Source organism: Micromonospora sp. URMC 106 (assembly GCF_051386395.1).
Taxonomy (GTDB): domain Bacteria; phylum Actinomycetota; class Actinomycetes; order Mycobacteriales; family Micromonosporaceae; genus Micromonospora.
On record NZ_JBPQTP010000122.1, the window covers coordinates 1 to 19,707 of the forward strand.

20 protein-coding genes are annotated in these 19,707 nt (G+C 75.9%); 13 read left to right on the top strand and 7 right to left on the bottom strand.

Translation table 11 applies throughout. The annotated features are described in order from the left end of the window. Positions 1 to 131: 131 nt before the first annotated feature. The gene (locus ACSNOB_RS27330) at positions 132 to 788 is read right to left on the bottom strand and encodes a response regulator (protein WP_436689684.1); all 657 of its coding nucleotides are present in this window, start codon (positions 786 to 788) and stop codon (positions 132 to 134) included. Then, a complete protein-coding gene (locus ACSNOB_RS27335; protein WP_436689686.1) occupies positions 781 to 1,926 on the bottom strand; it encodes a sensor histidine kinase in 1,146 nt (381 codons plus the stop codon). Before ACSNOB_RS27335 ends, ACSNOB_RS27330 begins: the two co-directional genes overlap by 8 nt. A 109-nt stretch (positions 1,927 to 2,035) precedes the next feature. Here ACSNOB_RS27335 and ACSNOB_RS27340 point away from each other — a divergent pair, with 109 nt between their 5' ends. Further along, a complete protein-coding gene (locus ACSNOB_RS27340; protein ID WP_436689688.1) occupies positions 2,036 to 3,475 on the top strand; it encodes a serine hydrolase domain-containing protein in 1,440 nt (479 codons plus the stop codon). A gap of 51 nt (positions 3,476 to 3,526) precedes the next feature. On the opposite strand, the gene ACSNOB_RS27345 is transcribed toward ACSNOB_RS27340, so the two are convergent. Further along, complete coding sequence (locus tag ACSNOB_RS27345) at positions 3,527 to 4,243, bottom strand: hypothetical protein (protein ID WP_436689690.1); 717 nt, start codon at positions 4,241 to 4,243, stop codon at positions 3,527 to 3,529. A 178-nt stretch (positions 4,244 to 4,421) separates the two neighbouring features. Between ACSNOB_RS27345 and ACSNOB_RS27350 the strand changes: the two genes are divergently transcribed. Next, positions 4,422 to 5,132 (top strand): MBL fold metallo-hydrolase, encoded by a 711-nt coding sequence (locus ACSNOB_RS27350; RefSeq protein WP_436689692.1) that lies wholly within the window; start codon positions 4,422 to 4,424, stop codon positions 5,130 to 5,132. A 64-nt stretch (positions 5,133 to 5,196) separates the two neighbouring features. Here ACSNOB_RS27350 and ACSNOB_RS27355 read toward each other — a convergent pair whose 3' ends face one another. Beyond that, positions 5,197 to 5,532 carry a hypothetical protein gene (locus tag ACSNOB_RS27355; protein ID WP_436689694.1) on the bottom strand — a complete coding sequence of 112 codons (336 nt, stop codon included), beginning with the start codon at positions 5,530 to 5,532 and terminating at the stop codon, positions 5,197 to 5,199. A gap of 135 nt (positions 5,533 to 5,667) precedes the next feature. Further along, the gene (locus tag ACSNOB_RS27360) at positions 5,668 to 6,891 is read right to left on the bottom strand and encodes an MFS transporter (RefSeq protein WP_436689696.1); all 1,224 of its coding nucleotides are present in this window, start codon (positions 6,889 to 6,891) and stop codon (positions 5,668 to 5,670) included. 157 nt (positions 6,892 to 7,048) lie between these two features. Here ACSNOB_RS27360 and ACSNOB_RS27365 point away from each other — a divergent pair, with 157 nt between their 5' ends. Together ACSNOB_RS27365 and ACSNOB_RS27370 are read left to right on the top strand one after the other, a co-directional pair. After that, complete coding sequence (locus tag ACSNOB_RS27365) at positions 7,049 to 8,035, top strand: LacI family DNA-binding transcriptional regulator (protein ID WP_436689698.1); 987 nt, start codon at positions 7,049 to 7,051, stop codon at positions 8,033 to 8,035. Positions 8,036 to 8,141: 106 nt separating this feature from the next. Then, positions 8,142 to 8,846 (top strand): alpha/beta hydrolase, encoded by a 705-nt coding sequence (locus ACSNOB_RS27370; protein WP_436689700.1) that lies wholly within the window; start codon positions 8,142 to 8,144, stop codon positions 8,844 to 8,846. A 65-nt stretch (positions 8,847 to 8,911) separates the two neighbouring features. Here the strand turns inward: ACSNOB_RS27370 and ACSNOB_RS27375 are convergent, their stop codons facing one another. Next, complete coding sequence (locus ACSNOB_RS27375) at positions 8,912 to 9,547, bottom strand: TetR/AcrR family transcriptional regulator (RefSeq protein WP_436689702.1); 636 nt, start codon at positions 9,545 to 9,547, stop codon at positions 8,912 to 8,914. Between ACSNOB_RS27375 and ACSNOB_RS27380 the strand changes: the two genes are divergently transcribed. Continuing rightward, a complete protein-coding gene (locus tag ACSNOB_RS27380) occupies positions 9,533 to 10,381 on the top strand; it encodes an SDR family oxidoreductase (RefSeq protein ID WP_436689704.1) in 849 nt (282 codons plus the stop codon). The genes ACSNOB_RS27375 and ACSNOB_RS27380 overlap by 15 nt on opposite strands. Before the next feature lie 151 nt (positions 10,382 to 10,532). After that, positions 10,533 to 11,465: an AraC family transcriptional regulator gene (locus ACSNOB_RS27385; protein ID WP_436689706.1), complete on the top strand. Its 933-nt coding sequence runs from the start codon at positions 10,533 to 10,535 to the stop codon at positions 11,463 to 11,465. A 60-nt stretch (positions 11,466 to 11,525) separates the two neighbouring features. Here ACSNOB_RS27385 and ACSNOB_RS27390 read toward each other — a convergent pair whose 3' ends face one another. Then, positions 11,526 to 12,155, bottom strand: coding sequence for a TetR/AcrR family transcriptional regulator (locus ACSNOB_RS27390; RefSeq protein WP_436689708.1), 630 nt, complete (start codon positions 12,153 to 12,155; stop codon positions 11,526 to 11,528). Positions 12,156 to 12,223: 68 nt separating this feature from the next. Between ACSNOB_RS27390 and ACSNOB_RS27395 the strand changes: the two genes are divergently transcribed. From ACSNOB_RS27395 to ACSNOB_RS27425, 7 genes are all read left to right on the top strand, one after another. Then, entirely contained in the window at positions 12,224 to 13,420 is a 1,197-nt protein-coding gene (locus ACSNOB_RS27395; RefSeq protein ID WP_436689710.1) for an FAD-dependent oxidoreductase, read from the top strand. 217 nt (positions 13,421 to 13,637) lie between these two features. Further along, positions 13,638 to 14,462, top strand: a complete 825-nt coding sequence (locus ACSNOB_RS27400) for an LppM family (lipo)protein (protein WP_436689712.1) — start codon at positions 13,638 to 13,640, stop codon at positions 14,460 to 14,462. Between the two features lie 124 nt (positions 14,463 to 14,586). After that, a complete protein-coding gene (locus tag ACSNOB_RS27405) occupies positions 14,587 to 14,922 on the top strand; it encodes a hypothetical protein (RefSeq protein WP_436689714.1) in 336 nt (111 codons plus the stop codon). 11 nt (positions 14,923 to 14,933) lie between these two features. Further along, the gene (locus ACSNOB_RS27410; RefSeq protein ID WP_393108874.1) at positions 14,934 to 15,542 is read left to right on the top strand and encodes a glycine zipper family protein; all 609 of its coding nucleotides are present in this window, start codon (positions 14,934 to 14,936) and stop codon (positions 15,540 to 15,542) included. Further along, complete coding sequence (locus ACSNOB_RS27415; RefSeq protein ID WP_436689716.1) at positions 15,539 to 16,234, top strand: carboxypeptidase-like regulatory domain-containing protein; 696 nt, start codon at positions 15,539 to 15,541, stop codon at positions 16,232 to 16,234. Before ACSNOB_RS27410 ends, ACSNOB_RS27415 begins: the two co-directional genes overlap by 4 nt. Before the next feature lie 56 nt (positions 16,235 to 16,290). Further along, entirely contained in the window at positions 16,291 to 17,625 is a 1,335-nt protein-coding gene (locus ACSNOB_RS27420; protein ID WP_436689718.1) for a phage tail sheath family protein, read from the top strand. A gap of 1 nt (position 17,626) precedes the next feature. After that, complete coding sequence (locus tag ACSNOB_RS27425) at positions 17,627 to 18,109, top strand: phage tail protein (RefSeq protein WP_393108868.1); 483 nt, start codon at positions 17,627 to 17,629, stop codon at positions 18,107 to 18,109. Positions 18,110 to 19,707 lie beyond the last annotated feature (1,598 nt).

Sequence of the window (19,707 nt, forward strand, 5' to 3'; positions counted from 1 at the left end):
CGGGGCCGCCCCCGCCCCCGCCGGGCGTACCGGGGTCGTTCCGCCTTCCCACCAGGGGTGCTCCGGCGTACGGGGATCCGGCCACCGTCGCCGGCGCGGGTCGCGGCGTTCACGGCTGCCGATGCCACTTCTCACCGGTCGGCGAGCCCCGATTCGTAGCCCGCGATCACCAGTTGCGCCCGGTCACGGGCGGCCAGCTTCGTCATCAGGCGGCCGATGTGCGTCTTGACGGTGCCCCGGCTGAGGTGCAGGTGCTGCTCGATCTCGGCGTTGGAGAGCCCACGGGTGATCAACGTCAACACGTCCCGTTCCCGCGGAGTCACCCCGTCGAGCCTTCCCGGCGCCCGCCGCGCCGCCGGCATGCGGACGAACTCGGCGATGAGCCGGCGGGTGACGCTCGGGGCCAGCAACGCCTCGCCCGCGGCGACCACCCTGATCGCGTCGAGCAGCCGTACGGGTGGGGTGTCCTTGAGCAGGAAGCCGCTCGCCCCGGCCCGCAGCGCCCGGTACACGTACTCGTCGAGGTCGAACGTGGTGAGGACGAGCACCCGGGGCGCGTCCCGGCCAGCGGTGACCTGCCCGGTGGCGGTGATGCCGTCCATTTCGGGCATCCTGACGTCCATCAGGACCACGTCGGGCGAGTGTGTCCTCGCGAGCTCGACGGCCTCGCGCCCGGTGCCCGCCTCGGCCACCACCGTCATGCCGGGGGTGGCGTCGACCAGCAGGCGGAGGGTGCCGCGCAGCAACGCCTCGTCGTCGGCCAGGAGCACGCGCACCGGCTCACCCATCGTCCGGCACCGCCGGGGTGAACGGCAGCCGGGCGCGGACGGCGAACCCGCCGCCGGGCGCGCGGCCGGCCTCCAGGGTGCCGCCGTGCATCGCCGCCCGTTCGCGCATCCCCCGCAGGCCGTGGCCGGGCGGCCCGACGGGGCGCCCTGCCCGTCCGTCGTCGACGACGGCGACGCTCAGCACCCCGGGCTCGGTCGCGACGGTGAGCCGGCAGCGGGCCGGGCCGGCGTGGCGCAGCACGTTGGTGAGCGCCTCCTGCGCGATGCGGTACGCCGAGGCCTGCACGGCCGCCGGCACCCGCGACAGGTCGGCCGCCCGGTCGACGTCGACGGTGACGCCGGCGGCACGGACGTCCCCGACCAGCCGGTCGAGTTCGGTGAAGCTCGGTGCGGTGTCGGCGGGGTCGCGCAGGGCGCCGAGCACGACCCGGACGTCGTCGAGGGCCGTCCGGCTGACCCGCTCGATCGCCGCCAGCGCCGCCCGGCCCTGTCCGGGATGGCTCTCCGCGAGGTGGTTCGCGACCGCCGCCTTCATCGCGATGAGGCTGAGGCTGTGCCCGACCACGTCGTGGATGTCGCGGGCGATGCGCAGCCGTTCCTCGGCCACCGCCCGGCCGGCGCGCAGCTCGGCGACCTGGGCGGCGTGCCGCCGCCGGGCGCGTACGGCGCGGGCCAGCGCCCAGGAGCCGGCGAGGACGGTCGCGGCGTAGAGCAGGACCGGCACCGGGGTGGCGGTGAACGACTCCTGCCCCGCCGGGGTCGGGATGACCGGCAGTCCGGGGACCGTCGCGCCCACCACTGCCGCGGCCGTGACGGCCGCGATGACCCCGGCGAGCGCCGACACGGCCCGCCGGGTGGGGGCCGACAGGGCGACCGGCCAGAGCGCGTACGCGATCGCGAACACCACGGCCTCACCGGCGGTGCCGACGGCGGCCGCCACCGACCCGGCGATCGCCACGACGACGAGCACCGGCACCGGCCGGCGGCGGCGGACGGCCAGCGGCGGCCCGAACAGCAGGGCCAGGCCCACGGCGAGCGGCGCGGGCGTCCGGACCGCCGTCAGGAGCACGAGGGCGACCCCCGGCAGCGCGTCGAGCGCCGTCAGCCGCCGCGGCCCGAGCCGTCCCCAGGTGACCACGGGGACACCGTATCCACGGGTGCGGCGCCGGGCATCGGACCACGGTCCGATGCCCGCTCCCGACCGCGGTCCGATGTGCGGGGACGCCCGGGCGGCCGAGACTCCGTTCATGATCACGCGACTTCTCGTCCTGGCGGGTGCGGTGGCGCTCGCCGCCGCGCCGACCCCGGCGCCGCCGGTCGGCCCTCCGGCGGGGATCGACGCCGCCGCCGTCGACACCCTGGTCCGCAAGTACCGCGAGGAGACCGGCCTGCCCGGCGTCGCGGTCGCCGTCACCCGGGGGACGGCGGTGGTGCACGCCGCCGGGTACGGCCACACCCCGGCCGGCGACCCGGTCACCGCGCACACCCCGATGGCCGTCGCGTCGGTGAGCAAGTCGTTCACCGCCCTCGCGGTGCTGCAGCTGGTGGAGGCGGGCCGGGTCCAGCTCGACGGCCCGGTCCACCGGCACCTGCCCGAGTTCACGATGGCCGACCCCCGCGCGGCCGGGATCACCGTGCGGCAACTGCTGGACCAGACCTCCGGCATGTCCGACACGACGTTTCCCGCCTTCAGCAGGCGGCAGCCGGGTTCGCTGCGGGAGGCGGTGGCGGGGATGCGTACGGCGCGGCTGGCCGCCGACCCCGGCACGAGATGGGAGTACCACAACCCGAACTTCCAGGTGGCCGCGCGCCTGGTGGAGGTGGTCAGCGGGCTGCCGTTCGACGAGTATCTGCGGACGCGGGTCTTCGCGCCGCTCGGCATGACCGACAGCCGCACCCTCGACGTGGCCCGCGAGATGCCGTCGAGCGCGCGCGGCCACCTCATGATCCTGGGCAGGCCGGTCGCCCTGCCCGAGCCGCCGGCGTTCGGCAACGGCTCCGGCGGGGTGCTCAGTTCCGCGCACGACATGGCCGCGTGGCTGATCGCCCACGGCAACCAGGGTCGCGGCCCGGACGGCACCGCGGTCGTCTCGCCCACGGGCCTCGCCACGCTGCACCGCCCCTCCGCGGTCTCCGGCTCCTACGCCCTCGGCTGGTTCGTCGAGAAGACCGCGTCGGGGGCGCCGATGGTCGCGCACAGCGGCGACCTGTTCACCTCGACGGCGTACCAGGCGCTGCTGCCCGCGTCCGGCCACGGGATCGCGGTCATGGCGAACACCGGGCTGGCGTACGGCCACGCGTCGGCCCTCGCCGAGCGACTCGTCGCGCTGGTCGAGGGAGCGCCTGCGCCCTCGGCCGGCACGCCGCTCGTGGCCGTCGACGCGGTGCTGCTGGCGTTGGCGGTCGCCGCCGCCGTACTCGCCGGTTGGGGCGTGCGCCGGTCGCGCCGCTGGGCCGCCGGCCGGACGGTACGCCTCTGGACGCTGGTGCGGCTGCTCCCCCTGCTCGCACCGCCGCTGCTGCTCGCCTCGGTCCACCGGGTGGTCGGCTGGCTCTACCGGGGCCGCGACGTCGCCTGGATCCAGGTGGCGTACATCTATCCGACGTTCATGGTGCTGCTGGTCACCGCGACGCTCGGGTGCGCCGCCGTGCTCGTGGCGCGGCTCGTGCGACTCGGCCGCGCCTGACGGCGGCGGTGGGCGGATGTCCACCGTCGACGGGGGAACCCGGTCGATCGGTCACGAGGTGGCGGTCCGGCCGTCCACCACGGCTGCGCCAGCCGGCAGGTCGAACGCGCTGTCGTCGACCGTCTCGTGGTAGCGGGTCAGGGTCAGCTCGACGGGCTTGCCGTCGACCTGGCCGCTGAAGCTACCCAGCGCCCCCTCCGCGGTCATGCAGGCGGTGAAGTCGTCGGCGGACCGCCGCACGTCGAAACAGGTGGCGCGGTGGCCGGCGAGGGTGGTGCTGCGTCGGGTGACAACCGCGTCGGGGTCCAGCGCGGCATCGGTCAGCATCTGCATGACGAACAGCGGCGCGACGAGCCCTCGTCGCTTCGTCTCGGCGTGCAGGACCGTCATCGGCGTGTTCGTGTTCAACACGTCGGGCACGGGCGGGGCCTTCAGGGTGCAGGTGGCCCGGCCGGCGGCGGTTTCGCAGTGGGTCGTGGCCTGCCAGGTGACGATCAGCCTGCCGCCGGGCCAGGTGTAGGTGGAGCGGGCCGGGTCCTGCGTCTGGGCGATGGTGGCGGTCTGGCCGCCGGCGAGCAGGTAGTCGGCGGAGTACGTCAGCTCCATCGTCCGGTTCAGGAGGGCCGCCAGGTCGTCAGCCAGGTCGAGCGTCCGCTCGGCTTGCCCGAGCGCTGGGTCGGCGTCGTCGAGGACCTGACAGCCGGTGAGGGTGAGCGACGCGATGACCGACACGGCGAGCACGCGGCGGGTGGTCGAGGCAGAGGGCACGGGCAAGAGCGTGGCCGATCGGGTCGACCGCGCGCAAACCGGTTGCCGGGCGAGGAACGGAAGTCTTGGAACTCCAGCGTAGGGCGCGATCCGGAGGGCCCGGGGGCCGGGCCTATGATCAACGGCGGCGGTGGGCGGATGTCCACCGTCGACGGGAAGGGGGCGCGTCATCGTCGACATGGCTTTCCAGCACCTGGCCGGGCGCGTCTGGCTCTGCCCCGGCGACCCGGATCCGGCCAGCGTGCAGGCCGGCGTCGCGCTGGTCGCCGACGAGCGCGGCAGCGTGCTGGTCGACGCCGGGCAGAGCCCCGCGCACGCCCGGGAGATCCAGGCCGCCCTGCGCGCCGCCGGGCTGCCGCTGCCGCGCTGGCTGGTCTACACCCACCACCACTGGGACCATGTCTGGGGCGCCTGCGCCTGGCCCGAGGTGGAGATTATCGGCCACGTCGCCGGCGAGCGGCTGCTGCGCGAGGAGGCCGCCCGGCCGTGGAGCCACCGGTACCTGCGCGAGCAGGTGCGGGCGAACCCACGGCTCGGCCCCAGCTTCCGGGCCCGGGCGCTGGCGGTCGACTCGTGGGACGACTTCGCGGTGCTGCCGCCGACCCGGACGTTCACGGACGCGCTGGAACTCCCGGTGGGCGTCACCGCGACGCACGTCGGGGGCGCCCACGCGCCGGACTCGACGGTGGTGGCGGTGCCGGACTCGGGCGTGCTGCTGCTCGGCGACTGCTACTACCCGCCGCCGGCGCACCTGCGCACCCCCGACGACCGGCCCGACCTGGCCCTGGTACGCCGCCTGCTGACCGACGACGTCGACTGGTACGTCTCCAGCCACGCTCCGCCGATGGCCCTGGCCGAGGCCCGCGAGGCGGTGGCCGCCGGGGCGTGACCGGGCGCGCCCGTGCCGAGACCGGGTCGCCGGGCGCGGCGCTCCGGGTGGGCCGGAGACCGGGTCAGCGGGCGCGGCGCTCCGGGTGGGCCCGGTTCCAGGCCCGCATGCGCTCCGGGTAGCCGGTGCGGGCGGCCTCGTACAACGGCACCGCGTGCTTGCGGGCGATCGACCCGGCGGCGCGCGGCGAGCCGGTGCGGCGGCGGATCCACTCGCCGTCGTGGGCGATCGCCACCACGGTGGTGTCGGTCGCCGTGGTCTCCGGCTCCAGGTAGAACTCCACGCCCCGGCGGCTGGTCACGAACGCCTCCAGCGCGGCCAGGTCCTCCCAGGTCGCCTCCCGGTCGAGCTTCGTGGGCGCCGCGTCGGTGCCGCGCGACCGCCGACTGAACCAGCCCATCCCCCGCTCCCCTCTCCTCGGCGTCCTCCCCCAGTGCAGCACCGCTGTCTGGGAGGCGGCTGCGAGCCGGGTGTGAGTGCCCTGCGCCCGCGGCGTCGGCGCGCCGGCGGGCGGGCGCCCTGTGTGCCCGTGGCGTCAGCGCGCCGGCGGGCGGGTGGCCGGCACCAGGGCGAGGGTGGGCAGCAGCAGCACCGGCACCACGAGCAGGGCGTGCAGCGTGCCGACCCGGTCGCCGAGCAGGCCGAGCAGCGGCGGGCCGGCGAGGAAGGCGGTGTAGCCGATCACGGCGACCACACTGACCCGGGCCGGCGCCCACCGCTCGTCGTCGGCCGCCGCGCTCATCCCGACCGGGAAGCCCAGCGACGCGCCGATCCCCCAGAGCGCGACGCCGACGACCGCCACCGGCCCGGAGCCGGCGAGCACCGCCACGCCCGCGCCGACCGTGGCGAGCAGGATCGTGCCGGACAGCACGGGCACCCGGCCCCACCGGTCCAGCGCGACGGTGCCCACGGTGCGGCCGAGCGTCATGCCGACGACGAAGACGCCGAAGACGGCGGCCCCGGCCGCCTCGCTGAGGTGGTGGCCGTCGATGAAGGCGACGGCGAGCCAGTCGTTGGCGCTGCCCTCGGCGAACGCCGACACCAGCACCAGCAGGCCGATGAGCAGGGTGCGCGGCTCCCGCCAGGCGGCGAGCAGGTCGCGGCGGCGTTCGGCCGGGGCGGCCGCCGCGGCGGCGGTGCCGCTCTCGGCCGCCGGCAGGAACGACCGGACGGCCAGCAGCGTGCCGCAGAGCACCACCGCCGCCAGCGCGGCGAGGTGGGCGGCGACCGGCAGGTCGAGGCGGGCGGCCCCGGCGCCCAACCCGGCGCCGGCCACGGAACCGAGGCTCCACGCGGCGTGGAAGCGCGGCATGATCGTGCGCCCCAGCCGCCGCTCGACCGCCGCACCCTCGACGTTCATGGCGACGTCGCAGATGCCGGAGCCGTAGCCGAGGGCGCACAGCGCCACCGCGACCCCGACCAGCGAACCCGCCGGGGCGGCCACCCCGGCCGCGGCCAGCCCGGCCGCGACGAGCAGGCTGCCGAGGGCCACCGTGCGGGCCGCCCCGAGCCGCTGGGCCACCAGGCCGGCGGTGGGCATCGCGAGCAGGGCGCCGACGGACATGGCGAGCAGGAGCAGTCCGAGCCGCCCCGCGCTGAGCCCGAGCGCGTCCCGCACGGCGGGCACCCGGGAGAACCAGGTGGCCACCGCCAGGCCGTTGAGCGCGAACACCACGGCCACGCCGGTGCGGGCGGCCAGCACGGCCCGGGGCACGGCCGCCGGGGTCGGCGCGGTGGTCGGGACGGTGGAGCGGCTCACGGTGATGTCCTCTCGCCTCTGGCGGCCTACCGCTCGATCGCACACCTGAGAGCGCTATCAGGACAACCCGGTTCCGCCCCTTACGGTCGGCGGCCCGGCAGGAGGATGATGCGACGGCCGGCCGCGCCCAGAACGGCCGGTCACGGGGAGGACAGGAATGACGACGGCACACCGACCACCGACCCTGAACGACGTCGCCCTGGCGGCGGGGGTCTCCCGGGCCACCGCCTCGCGGGTGATCGCGGGGACGGGCTACGCCTCGCCCGCCGCCCGCGACCGGGTGACCGCCGCCGCCGACCGGCTCGGGTACGCACCGAACCTGGCCGCCCGCGCGCTGGTCCGGGGCACCGGGGTCCGGCTGGTGGTCGTGGTGTCCGGCACCGCCCCGACGGTTCTCGACGACCCGTACGTCGACCGGGTGCTCGGCGCGGCCGCGCGGGTCTGCGCGCCGCACGGGCTCGGGGTCGCGCTGCACTGGCTGCCCACCCGGTCGCCGGGCGGGCTCCGCCGGCTGGCCGAGGACCGCAGCGTGGGCGGGATCGTCCTGGTCAACACCACCGAGGCGGTGCTCGACGCGGTTCCGGCGGCGCTGCGCGGCCGGGTGGCCTCGATCGGCATCGGCTCGGCCCTCGTGCCCGCCTTCGACGTGGACAACGGTGGCGGCACGGAGGCCGTGGTCCGGCACCTGTACGCCACCGGTCGCCGCCGTATCGCGATGGTGACCGGTCCCCGCTGGCTGTCCTGCGCCGGCCGTTCGGTCGGCGCGTACCGACGGGTGGTGCGCGACGCGGGTCTGCCGGTGCGGCTGGTGCGGGGGGACTTCAGCGCGGTCCGCGGCCGGGCGGCGGCCGCGGAGGTGCTGGCGCGTTGGCCGGACACCGACGCGATCGTCGGCAGCAGCGACGCGACCGCGCTCGGGGTGATCGACGGGCTGCGCGGCGGCGGCGTCCAGGTGCCCGGGGACGTCGCGGTGACCGGCTTCGACGACATCCCGCTCGCCGCCATGACCACTCCCGCGCTGACCACGGCGACCCACCCCGTGGCGCAGATCGCCACGGCGGCGGCGACCGCCGTGCTGGCCGGGCGGCCGGTGCCGCCGGCGACGGTGTTCCCGTCCCGGCTGGTCCGCCGGGTCAGCGGCTGAGCGGCCCGGGGAGGCCGCGCCGCCGGGTCCCCGCCGGCGGGGTTAACCGCCGGGCAGCGGGGTAACCGCCGGCGCATGCCCGCCGAGGACGAGGAGCGGTGATCCCGTGGCCGAACCCGCCGCGCCGCACCGGCAGCCGGAGGAGAACCCGCGACACGGCCGGCTCACCGCGCGTCCGGCGCCGCCGACCACCCGGGCGGCCACCGGGATGGTCACCCTGACCGACGCCGAGGGCGGGCCGCTGGCGATGGTGTACGCCCCGGAGCCGGCCGCCGACCGACCGTACCGGCTGGTGCTGCTCCTGCACGGAGCCGGCGGCTCGGCCCGGCAGGGCCTGGACCTGCTGCTGCCCGTCGCCGACGCGCACCGGCTGCTGCTGGTGGCGCCGCAGGCGGCGTCGAGCAGCTGGGATCTGATCGTGGAGGGCTTCGGGGTGGACGTCCGGCGGATCGACGGGCTGCTCGCCACGGTCTTCGCCGGTTACCCGGTCGGGCAGGTGGCGTTCGGCGGGTTCTCCGACGGCGCCTCGTACGCGCTCTCCCTGGGCCTGACCAACGGCGACCTGGTCGACGCGGTGGTGGCCTTCTCCCCCGGTTTCGCCGCGCCGCTGATGACGCACGGCCGGCCCCGGGTCTACGTCTCGCACGGTGCGGCGGACCCGGTCCTGCCGGTCGACGTGTGCAGCCGCCGCCTGGTGCCCCGGCTGCGTTCGCTCGGCTACGACGTCACCTACGACGAGTTCCCGGGCCCGCACGAGGTGCCCGCCGACATCCGGCACCGCGCCGCGGACTGGCTGACGGTCGCCGAGTGACCCCGCCGGCCCACGCCTGAGACAGTGCGCGGAAGGGACGTCACGGCATACCCCCCGGGGCCTTCTCACGCGTTCGGGCCGGCGCCGTGGGTGTCGTCGCCGAAGGCGGCGGCGAGCGCCTTGGCGATCAGGTCGGGTAGCTCGGTCCGTCCGTCGTCCTCGGCCCAGCGCACCAGTGCCGTGTGCATGGCGGCCAGGCAGGCGCTGGCCGCCGCTCGGATGCGGAACACCGTGTCCGGATCGGTGGCGTCGCGCGCGAGGGCGCCGACGATGGCCTGCTGGAGGGCGTAGTGGTTGTCCAGGTGCCGGGCCCGCAGGGCCGGCGTCGAGATCATGAGCCGGAGGCGGGCGAGCAGGAACTGCTCGTTCGCGGTCAGGTCGGCCCCCTGGCGGCCACCGGTCAACGCGGCGGCCGAGTCGACGAGCGCGCCGCCGATGCGACGGACCAGGGGTTGCGCGGCGGGTGACGCGGCGACCCGCTCGGCGACAAGCCGGCCGTGCTGGTCGATGAGCACGAGGTCCTCTTTGGTGGGGAAGTGCCGATAGACGGTCATCGGGGATACACCCGCGGCTGCGGCGATGTCGGCCACGGTCGTGGCGTCGTATCCACGCTCGGCGAAGAGCCGCACCGCGTGCGCCTGGATCGCGCGCTGCGTCTCGGCTCGCCGGTGCGCGCGCAGGGTCGAGTGCTGATCGGACATGTGATAGACACTACCTCAATGATAGTCACTACCAGTTCGGTAGTGACTCACATCGTGGAGGTGGTTGGCATGGGCGACCTGACCGGCAGGACGGCTCTCGTGACCGGAGCGTCGCGCGGCATCGGGCGGGCGATCGCGGCCCGGCTGGCGGCAGCGGGGGCAGCGGTCTTCGTACACTTCGGCACGGACAGGGACGGCGCGACGGCGACGGTCGACGAGATCGAACGTGCCGGTGGAACCGCGCTCGCCGTCAGGGCCGAGTTGGGCGTGGACGACGACGTCGAGACCCTCTTCGCGGCAGTCGAGGACGGCCTGGCCGGGCGGCCGCTCGACATACTCGTCAACAACGCGGCGGCTGGGCCCGCCGGCCCGCTCGGAGCCACGACGCGGACGGAGTTCGACCACCTCTTCGCGGTGAACGTGCGAGCGCCGTACTTCATCATCCAGCGAGCACTGCCACTACTCCGCGACGGCGGCCGCATCGTCACGATCTCGTCCGTGGCGACCCGGATGGCCAACCCCACCCAGACGTCCTTCGCCATGACGAAGGGCGCGGTCGAGACGATGAGCATGACCCTGGCCAACCAGCTCGGGGCCCGGCAGATCACGGTGAACGCGGTTGCTCCCGGCGCCACCCGGACGGCGACCAACGGAGCGGCCTTCGAAGCGCCGGGCCTGGCCGAACTCATCGCCGGGATGACGGCACTCGATCGCCTCGGCGGCCCCGACGACGTCGCCGACGTCGTCGCGTTCCTCGCCTCCGACGCCGCGCGCTGGATCACCGGGCAGGTCATCGACGCGAGCGGTGGACTCTTCCTCGGACCCCGTGCCTGACCTCGGTCGTCGAGACGTTCGCTGTGCGACGGCGAGCACCGCGCTGTCGGCGCCCCGGTCCACCGCCTCCCGTTGGCCTCGGAGTGGTCGTGATCGAGACGCCGGATGGCGCACGCGCCTCGAGCCATGCGCGTTCGTCTACGCTCGCGGGATGGACCCGCTCACCGGGCTGCTCGACGGGCCCCGCGCCCGAGGCGCCTTCCTGCTCCGGTCGCTGCTGGACCCGCCGTTCGCGCTGCGCATCGAGGACCGCGCCCCGCTGACCGTGGTCGCCCTGGTCCGCGGGGCGGCCTGGGTGGTCCCCGACGACGGCGCGCCGCACCGCCTGGGGCCGGGGGACGTGGCGGTGCTGCGCGGGCCCGACGGCTACCTCGTGGCGGACGACCCGGCCACCCCGCCGCAGGTGGTCATCCACCCCGGGCAGCGGTGCACCACGCTGCGCGGGGAGCCGCTGGCCGAGACGATGGCGCTGGGCGTACGCACCTGGGGCACCGGCACGGACGGCGCCACCGTGCTGCTGACCGGCACCTACCAGCTCCCGGGGGAGCTGAGCCGGCGGCTGCTCACCGCCCTGCCGCCGCTGCTCGTCGTCGGCGGCGAGGAGTGGCGCAGCCCGCTGGTGCCCCTGCTCGCCGAGGAGGTCACCCGGGACGCGCCCGGCCAGGAGGCGGTCCTCGACCGGCTGCTCGACCTGGTGCTGATCGCCGCGCTGCGTACCTGGTTCGCCCGCCCCGGCGCCGCCCCCGCCTGGTACGTCGCCGCCGCCGATCCGGTGGTCGGCCCGGCGCTGCGGCTGCTGCAGAACGACCCGGCGCGGCAGTGGACGGTCGCCTCCCTCGCGGCCGAGGTGGGCGTCTCCCGGGCGGCGCTGGCCCGCCGGTTCACCGAGCTGGTCGGCGAGCCGCCGATGACGTTCCTCACCGGGTGGCGGCTGGCGCTCGCCGCCGACCTGCTCCGCGAGCCGGACGCCACCCTGGGCGCGGTCGCCCGCAAGGTCGGCTACGGCAGCCCCTTCGCGCTCAGTACGGCCTTCCGCCGGGTCCGCGGGGTCACCCCGCGCGACCACCGCCTCACCGCCTCCTGACCGCCCGCCTCCCCACCCTGCCCGAGACGCGTGGCCGGCCATGCGGCCGGGGCGGCGGGGTCAGGCGGCCGTGAGGGCGCGCAGCAGGGCCCGGACGGCGGCGGCCAGGTCGGCGCGGCTGGCCGGGGTGCCGGGCGTGGGGGCGGTGAGGGCGCCGGCGCCGACGAGGCGGTCGAAGAGGAGTCCGTCGACGAACGCGACGAGCTGGTCGCCCCGCCGGTCGGGCTCCGGGGCGCCGGCGCGGGCCAGCAGATCGCGCGCCTGGACCCGGAGCAGGGTGCCGTGCCCCAGGATCCGCCGCAGCTCGGGACGGTGCACCGCCTCCAGGAGGCAGGCGTACCGGGCGAGGGTGCGGCTGCGCCCGACGGTGAGCCAGCGGTCCAGCAGGTCGCCCACCCCGGCCGCGAGCCGGTCGAGGTCCTCCTCGCTCAGCGCGGGGCCCGGAACGGGCGGCGGCGCCCCGGTGGGCAGTTCGTGCCCGGCCAGGTCGGCCCGGTCGAGGTCGGCGAGCCGCTGGACCACGGCCTCGATCAGCGCCTGCCGGGTCCGCAGGTACGCCGACGTGCTGCCGAGCGGCAGGCCGGCGCGGGTGTCCACCGCCCGGTGGGTCAGCGCCCGCATGCCGCCCTCGGCGAGCAGCTCGATGGCCGCGTCGGCCAGCAGCGCCACCCGGTTCGTCCGCCCGGCCACACGCCCTCCCCCGCGTCGTTTCTACGGATGTAGTATGCCCTTCTACAGGCGTAGAAGGGCGGGCTGTCATGGGCGAGTCGCACGCGGTCGTGGTCGGGGGCGGGATCGGCGGCCTCGCCGCGGCGCTGGCGCTGCACCGGCGGGGCTGGCGGGTCACCGTGCTGGAACGCGCCGCCGAGCTGCGCGAGGTCGGCGCCGGGCTGACCCTGATGGCGAACGCGGTGCGCGGCCTCGACGCGCTCGGCGTCGGGGCGGCGGTCCGGGCGCGCTCGGACACCGGGGCGGCGGGTGGCATCCGCACGGCGCGCGGGCGCTGGCTGTCCCGCCTGGACGCCGACGAGATGACCCGGCTGCTCGGCACCACCGCGCTGGGCGTGCACCGGTCGACCCTGCACGGGATACTGCGCGACGCGCTGCCGGCGGAGGCCGTGCACACCGGGGCGGAGGTCTCCGACGTGGACCCGGAGGCCGGCGAGGTGCGCTACCGGCGGCACGGCGAGCCGGCCCGCCTCCACGCCGACCTGGTGGTGGGCGCCGACGGCCTGCGCAGCGCGCTGCGGGCCCGGCTCTGGCCCGGCACCCCGCCCCCGGCGTACGCGGGCACGACCGCCTGGCGGGCGGTGATCGGCTTCCCCGAGCCGGTCCCAGCCGCGATCAGTTGGGGCCGGGGCGCCGAGTTCGGGACGGTGCCGATCGGCGACGGGCGGCTCTACTGGTTCGGCGCCGTCACCGCCCCGCCGGGCGGGCACGCGCCCGACGAGCTGGCCGCCGTCCGGGAGCACTTCGGCTCCTGGCACGACCCGATCCCCGCGCTGCTCGCGGCCACCCCGCCGGAGGCGGTGCTCCGCAATGACATCCACCACCTCGCCACGCCACTTCCGTCGTACGTGCGGGGGCGGGTGGCGCTGCTCGGCGACGCGGCGCACGCGATGACGCCGAACCTGGGACAGGGCGCCTGCCAGGCGATCGAGGACGCGGTGACGCTGGGGGCGGTGTGCGCCGGCGGGGCCGGGACGGTGCCCGCGGCGCTGGCCGCGTACGACCGCCAGCGGCGCCCCCGTAGCCAGGCCGTCGCCCGGGCGTCCTTCCGGACCGGGCGGTTCGGACAGCAACTGCGCCACCCGGCGGCGGTCGCGCTGCGCGACACCCTGCTGCGGCTCACCCCGGCCCGTGCCTCGCTCCGCTCGATGGCCCGGTACGCGGACTGGCGGCCGCCCGAGCCCCCACCCGCCCCCGCCGAACGGGTCGCGCCCGAGACGCCCTGACCGAACGCCCCCGACCCGACGCGTCCGGTCCGCTCGCACGGACAGCCGGCGGGCCGCCCCCGCAGGCGGAATGCACCCCTCGGGCAAAACCTTCAGGATATCCATTTCGGCGTTTCCGGGCCTCGGCCGAAGGGGACAGCGCGTCGGTAAGATCGGCGACTTCGTTGTGACTGATCGCTGACTGCTCGCAGTGATCCGGATCACACACACTATCCACATGAATTCGGGACCCATCCGCGGCAGGGCACTCCGCGTCGCGGCGTGTCTCGTTCTGGTGGCCGCGCTGACCGGCTGCATGCAACTGAATCTGGGGCTGACCGTCACCGCCGACGACACGGTCGACGGCCAACTCCTGCTGACCGCCCAAAAGACCGTGCTGACCTCGGGAAACCGCACCGTCGAGGCCGGCTTCGCCGAGCTGCGGCAGAACATTCCGGCCCTCCCCGCGGGTGAGGAGACCCGATACGAGGACGGCAAGCTGTTCGGTTCCCAGATCACCTATCGAAACGTTCCGCTGCGCGATTTCAACAGCGAGAGCGTGCGGCTCGTCCGGGAGGACGATCTCTACCGGTTCACCCTTCCCCTCGACCCGAAGAAATACGGCGGGAAGGTGGCCGAACAGAATCCGCAGAATCAACAGGCGTTCATGCGACTGATGTCGTTCGAGATATCGGTGACCTTCCCCGGCCGGGTACTCGACACCAACGGCACGGTCAACGGCCGGTCGGTCAGTTGGCAGGTCGGCAGCAACCAGGAGAAGCCCACCGAACTGCGGGCGCTCGCGGAGGCCCCGCCGAGGCCGTCGGCCTCCGCCGCCGCGAGCCGCGACGACGGCAGCGGGTTCCCCTGGCTGCTGGTGGCCGGCGCGGCGGTGCTCCTGCTGCTCGTCGCCGCCGTGGTCGTACTGCTGCTGCGGCGTCAGCGGCGAACGGCGCCGGTGGCCGGCGGCCCGGTCGTGCCGGGCCAGGCGACCGGCCCGGCGACCGCGCCGGACCCGACGACCGGCAACCCCACGGCGGCCGGCCCGTCCGGGCCCGCCTGAGGTCCCATCCGCTCCCGCCCGCCGCCCGGCGGCGGACCGGGCCCGCCGGAGGCTCCCCGGAGCCGCCGGCCGCACCACCACCACACCCCGGCCGCACCACCGCACAACCGAAGGGAGATCGGCCATGAACGATCTCTTCACCTGGGCCGCCCTGGGCAGCCTCACCGGCGCGAGCGCCGCGACGCTGCTCGCCACCAACGTCATCGGCGGGCTGATCGGCCCGAGCGGCGACAAGGCCCGCAAGTGGATCGCGCTGGGCATCGCGCTCGCGCTGTCCTACCTCACCGCGGCGTTCGCCACGGACGCCGGCGCCGAGAAGTGGATCATCGCGTTCTTCAACGGGCTGGTCGTCTTCTCCGCGGCGCTGGGCGTCAACCAGCTCCCGCCCGGCAACCGGCAGGCGACCTCGACCCGAGTCGCGCAGGGACGCGAGCCCCGCATCCTCCGCTCCTGGGTATGAGGGGAGCCATCATGATCTACGGAATCCTCAGCACCGTCGCGCACGTGGCCACCGGCGCGGTCCTCGGTCAACTGGCCGGCGGCACGGTCGGGCTGCTGATCGGGGCGGTCGCCGGCCTGCTCGTCGGCGGGATCTTCGGCTGGGCGGTCGCCTCGGCCCGGGTCTACGGCCCGGACGCGAAGGGCGTCTTCCTCTTCGTCGTCGACCACACCTGGAGCCTGCTCAACACCGTCGTCGGCGCGGTCTACCTCGCCGCGCACGTGCTCTTCGGGCACTCGCTGGACCGGGCCACCTCGCAGCACAGCTGCCGGGTCAACGTGGTCGAGGGCGTCTCCCCCCGGTACGCCACCACCATCGGCACGGTCTGCGCCGGCTCGGGCCCCGGCATCCAGCGGCACGAGGACGTACACATCCTCCAGGCGCGCATCCTCGGCCCGCTCTACATCCCGCTGGTGCTCGCCAACTACGTGCTGTTCACGATCGCCCCGGTCTGGCTGCTCTACCACGACCACACCAACGCGCCCATCAACCGCTTCACCCGGTACTTCGAGATCGGCGTCTACCCGCACGTGTGGAACGAGGCCATCGCGTACCGCGTCCAGGGAACGCCGCCGCGATGACCACGCCGGGGCGCGGCCCGATCGAGTCGGCCACCGCCGAGCTGGCCGCCTGGCTGGCCGGGGCGGCGGGCGAACCCGTCCCGGTCGGCCCACCGCGCCCCGACGACGACCCCGCCCGGCTCACCCTCTGGCCGATGGAGCTGCGCCCGGCCCGGCAGACCCGGGGCAGCGGCGGGCGCGAGCCGTACCGCTTCACCGTCCGTTACCTGCTCTGCGCCGGCGGGCCGGCGGCGCTACCCGGACTGGACCGGGTGCTCGCCGCCGCGACCGCCGGCGGGGAGCGCGCCGTCGTGCTGGAGGCCGGCGACCCGCGGCTCTGGGCGGCGTTCGGCACCGGACCCCGGCCGGCCCTGCTCATCGACGTACCGGCCCAGGTCGCCCACCCGACGCCGCCGGCGCCGCCGGTGCTGCGGCCGCTGCGGCTGCGGCAGCTGGAGCTGCTGGCCTTCGACGGCCGGGTGGTCGGCCCCGAGCGGCAGCCGCTCGCGGCCGTGCGGATCGAGGTCGTCGGCACGGCGTACGCCACCACGACCGACCCGGCCGGCCGGTTCCGCGTCGTCGGGGTGCCGCACGACCCCGACCGGCCCGGGCCGGTACGGCTGCGGCTCACCGGCCGGGGGCGCGTCCTCACCGCCGAGGTCGACCCGACCGAGCCCGACATCGTCATCGTCTGCGCACCCCCGCCCCGCTGACCCCCGTTCCGGCGGACGTCCCACGCCGCCGGCCGCGAACCGCACCGGGAGGACCGATGCCCACCTACTTCTCGCCCGGCATCTACGTCGAGGAGGTCCCCGGCGGCGCCCGCCCGATCGGACCGGCCAGCACCAGCACGGCCGCCTTCGTCGGGATCGCCCCGGACCCCACCGCCCAGCTCGGCAGGGCCGTCGCGGTCAACAACTGGACCGAGTTCCTGCGGCTCTACGCCAACGGGGACCGCCTGGAGAGCACCCCGCTGGCCCGGGCGGTCTTCGGCTTCCTCGACAACGGCGGCAGCCGCTGCTGGGTCGTCAACGTCGGCGAGGGAGGCGAGATCACCGGCACCGGCCAGCGGCGCGGCGGCCTGCAACTGCTGGAGGCCGTCGACGAGGTCTCCATCCTGGCCGCGCCCGGCTTCCACGACGCGGTCGCGCACGAAGCGCTGCTCAGCATGGCCGAGCGGATGCGGACGATGGTGGCGATCTGCGACCCACCCCCGGACGTCCCGGACATCTCGGCGCTGACCAGGGTGGCGACCCCGTCCACCGGCAAGCCGCCCAAGCCCGCCGAGGGCTCCGCCGGCTCGGGCAGCTCGGGCGGGTCCGGCTCGGGTGGGTCCGGCTCGGGCAGCTCGGGCGGCTCGGGTGGGTCCGGCGGGTCCGGCGGGTCCGGCTCGGGAGGCTCCGGAGCCCGGTCCGGCTCGGCGGACGAGGCGCCGACGGCCTGCCGGCCGCGGCAGTCCGACTTCGGCGCCCTCTACCACCCCTGGTTGCGGGTACGCGACCCGCTCACCGGCGAGCTGGTGCTCACCCCGCCGAGCGGGCACATGGCCGGCATCTGGGCCCGCACGGACGCCTTGCGCGGGGTGCACAAGGCGCCGGCCAACGAGCCCGTACGCGGCGCCGTCGACCTCGCTCACCTGGTCACCCGACCCGAGCACGACGTGCTGAACCCCAAGGGCGTCAACGTGATTCGGTACTTCCCCGGCGAGGGCATCCGGGTCTGGGGCGCCCGCACCCTGGCCGCCGAGGCGAGCGAGTGGCGTTACCTGAACGTCCGCCGGCTCTGCATCGCCATCGAGCAGGCGATCGCCAACGGCACCCGGTGGATGGTCTTCGAGCCCAACGACTTCACCCTCTGGCGGTCCATCCGCCGCGACATCGGCGCGTTCCTCACCCGGGTCTGGCGCGACGGCGCGCTGCTGGGGCGTACGCCCGAGGAGGCGTTCTTCGTCAAGTGCGACGAGGAGACCAACCCCGCGGACGTCCGCGACGCCGGCATGGTCGTCGCCCACATCGGCATCGCGGTGGTCAAGCCGGCGGAGTTCGTGGTGTTCAGGCTGAGCCAGTGGGCCGGCGGCACCGAGACCGAGACGATCGGAGGCTGACATGCCGACCACGGCCACCCCGCAGCCGGGCGTCCCGGTCGACCCGTACCGGGCCTACAACTTCAAGCTCCTCGTCAACGGCGTGACCAACGGCCACTTCACCGAGGTCAGCGGCCTGGAGATGACGATCCCCGGGGTGCCGTACCGGGAGCAGGGCAACGACCGGATCCGGATGGTCCCCGGCCAGGTGGAGTACGCGCCGGTCACCCTGCACTTCGGGCTCACCGCCTCCCGGGAGCTGTGGGACTGGGTGTACGCGGTGGCCCGGGGCACGACGAGCCGACGCAACGTCTCGATCGTGCTGCTGGACGCGGCCGGCACGTCGGAGGTGCTGCGCTGGAACCTGATCAACGCCTGGCCGACGAGGTGGCGCGGAGCCCACCTGAACACGCTCGGCCAGGAGCTCGCGATCGCGGCGCTCACCCTGCGCTACGAGAGCCTGGAACTGGAGACCGGCGGTGCCGCCGCGCCGACCACCGCGTAGCTGGCTGGCGGCCCGGCTGCGCGCGACGGCCACGGCGGTCGGCGAGCTGGCCCGGCTGGTGGACGCCGCCTCCGCCGCGCCCGGGCTGGCCGCCCCGCCCGAGGACCGGCACCCGACTGCCGACCGGTACCCGGCCGAGGACCGTGACCCGACCGCCGACCGTTACCCGGCCGAGGACCGTGACCGGACCGCCGACCGGTACCCGGCCGAGGACCGGTACCCGGTCGAGGACCGTGACCCGGCCACCGCCGCAGGGACCGGGGCGGCACGCCGTCCCGGCCAGCCCCCGGAACACTGGCTGCGAGTCGTCTCCGCGCACGCCCCCGGCCTGCTGCGCGACCTCGCCCTCGACCTCGGCCCGGTGGGCCCCGCTCCCCCGCCGCCCGTCGACACGGACCACGGCGGAGTCCGCCCGGTCACCTACTCGCCTGTGGACCGCCCGGCGGCGACGGCCGGCCGGCGCTCGCCCGTCGACGCGGGCGGGTGGGAATCGACGGGTGCCGCCGTCGCCGACCGGCAAGCGGCACGGTCGCGTCGCCGGCAGGAGGACGTCCTACCGGGAGGAGCCGTCGGATCGGGATGGCCGGCCGCAGACGACCGGCCGGGCAGGCACGCATCGCCGACCGGAGGCGACCGGCCGAGCGGGCACACATCGCCGGCGGGGAACGACGGGCCGGGCGGGCACGCATCCCCGGCGGGGAACGACGGGCCGGGCGAGGACGGATGGCCGCCCGCAGCGGACGGGCCGGGCGGGCACGGATCACCAGCGGGGAACGACCGACCGGGCGGGCACGCATCGCCGGTGGGGAACGACGGGCCGGGCGGGCACGGATCACCGGCCGGGGACGACCGGCCGGGCGGGCACGGGTCGCCGGGTGGCGACGGCGGCAGAGCCGGCGCTGGCGGGCCGGGCGACGACACCAGCGCAGCCGGCCGGAGCCTGTCGGGTGACGGCCGGGTGGCGGCCGGCGGCGGCTTCCCGGGCCACCCGTCGACGAGCGGGAACCGGGCCGGTCAACGAGAGGGTGGGGCGGTCGGCCGTCCCTCGGCGTCGGCCGGCTGGCCCGTACTCCGACCGGCGCTGCCCCCGTCCGCGGCCGCGACGCGCCCCGCCACCTTGGCTGCCCACCACCCGGCCGCCGGCAGCGCCGGCGCCCGGCCGGCCGGCGACCGACGCGCCCACGTCTTGACGGACGTGCCGGACGCGTGGGCGACCCGTGCCGCGGCGGCCCACTCCCGCCCCGCCCCGCCAACCGGCGCGGGCGGACTGTCGCCCGAGATCTTGGCAGGAAACGGCCCCTGGAGGGGCCGTACGGTTCCAAGATCCGCGGCGTCCTCGGTAGGCACGACCGGGGCGACCGCATTCGACGGGGCAGGGCCGGGAGCGGGAGCGGAGACACGGGGCCCGATGGGGTCCGCAGAGCGCCGGGACGGCCGCACAGACCGGTGGGACGGCCACACAGGCCGGTGGAACGACGACACAGACCGGTGGGACGGCCACGCAGGCCGGTGGGACGGCGGGGGCGGGCAGCTCGGCGTACCGCCGTCGGGGTGGTTGGCCGCGACGGCGCCCTGGCCGGCGCTGCCCGGCCCCGGCG

Coding starts and splice junctions, on each gene's coding strand:
- ACSNOB_RS27350 (WP_436689692.1), top strand. CDS start 4,422: ATGGCTTTCCAGCACCTGGCCGGGCGCGTCTGGCTCTGCCCCGGCGAC.
- ACSNOB_RS27425 (WP_393108868.1), top strand. CDS start 17,627: ATGCCGACCACGGCCACCCCGCAGCCGGGCGTCCCGGTCGACCCGTAC.
- ACSNOB_RS27385 (WP_436689706.1), top strand. CDS start 10,533: ATGGACCCGCTCACCGGGCTGCTCGACGGGCCCCGCGCCCGAGGCGCC.
- ACSNOB_RS27330 (WP_436689684.1), bottom strand. CDS start 788: ATGGGTGAGCCGGTGCGCGTGCTCCTGGCCGACGACGAGGCGTTGCTG.
- ACSNOB_RS27340 (WP_436689688.1), top strand. CDS start 2,036: ATGATCACGCGACTTCTCGTCCTGGCGGGTGCGGTGGCGCTCGCCGCC.
- ACSNOB_RS27395 (WP_436689710.1), top strand. CDS start 12,224: ATGGGCGAGTCGCACGCGGTCGTGGTCGGGGGCGGGATCGGCGGCCTC.
- ACSNOB_RS27355 (WP_436689694.1), bottom strand. CDS start 5,532: ATGGGCTGGTTCAGTCGGCGGTCGCGCGGCACCGACGCGGCGCCCACG.
- ACSNOB_RS27365 (WP_436689698.1), top strand. CDS start 7,049: ATGACGACGGCACACCGACCACCGACCCTGAACGACGTCGCCCTGGCG.
- ACSNOB_RS27415 (WP_436689716.1), top strand. CDS start 15,539: ATGACCACGCCGGGGCGCGGCCCGATCGAGTCGGCCACCGCCGAGCTG.
- ACSNOB_RS27375 (WP_436689702.1), bottom strand. CDS start 9,547: ATGTCCGATCAGCACTCGACCCTGCGCGCGCACCGGCGAGCCGAGACG.
- ACSNOB_RS27400 (WP_436689712.1), top strand. CDS start 13,638: ATGAATTCGGGACCCATCCGCGGCAGGGCACTCCGCGTCGCGGCGTGT.
- ACSNOB_RS27420 (WP_436689718.1), top strand. CDS start 16,291: ATGCCCACCTACTTCTCGCCCGGCATCTACGTCGAGGAGGTCCCCGGC.
- ACSNOB_RS27405 (WP_436689714.1), top strand. CDS start 14,587: ATGAACGATCTCTTCACCTGGGCCGCCCTGGGCAGCCTCACCGGCGCG.
- ACSNOB_RS27410 (WP_393108874.1), top strand. CDS start 14,934: ATGATCTACGGAATCCTCAGCACCGTCGCGCACGTGGCCACCGGCGCG.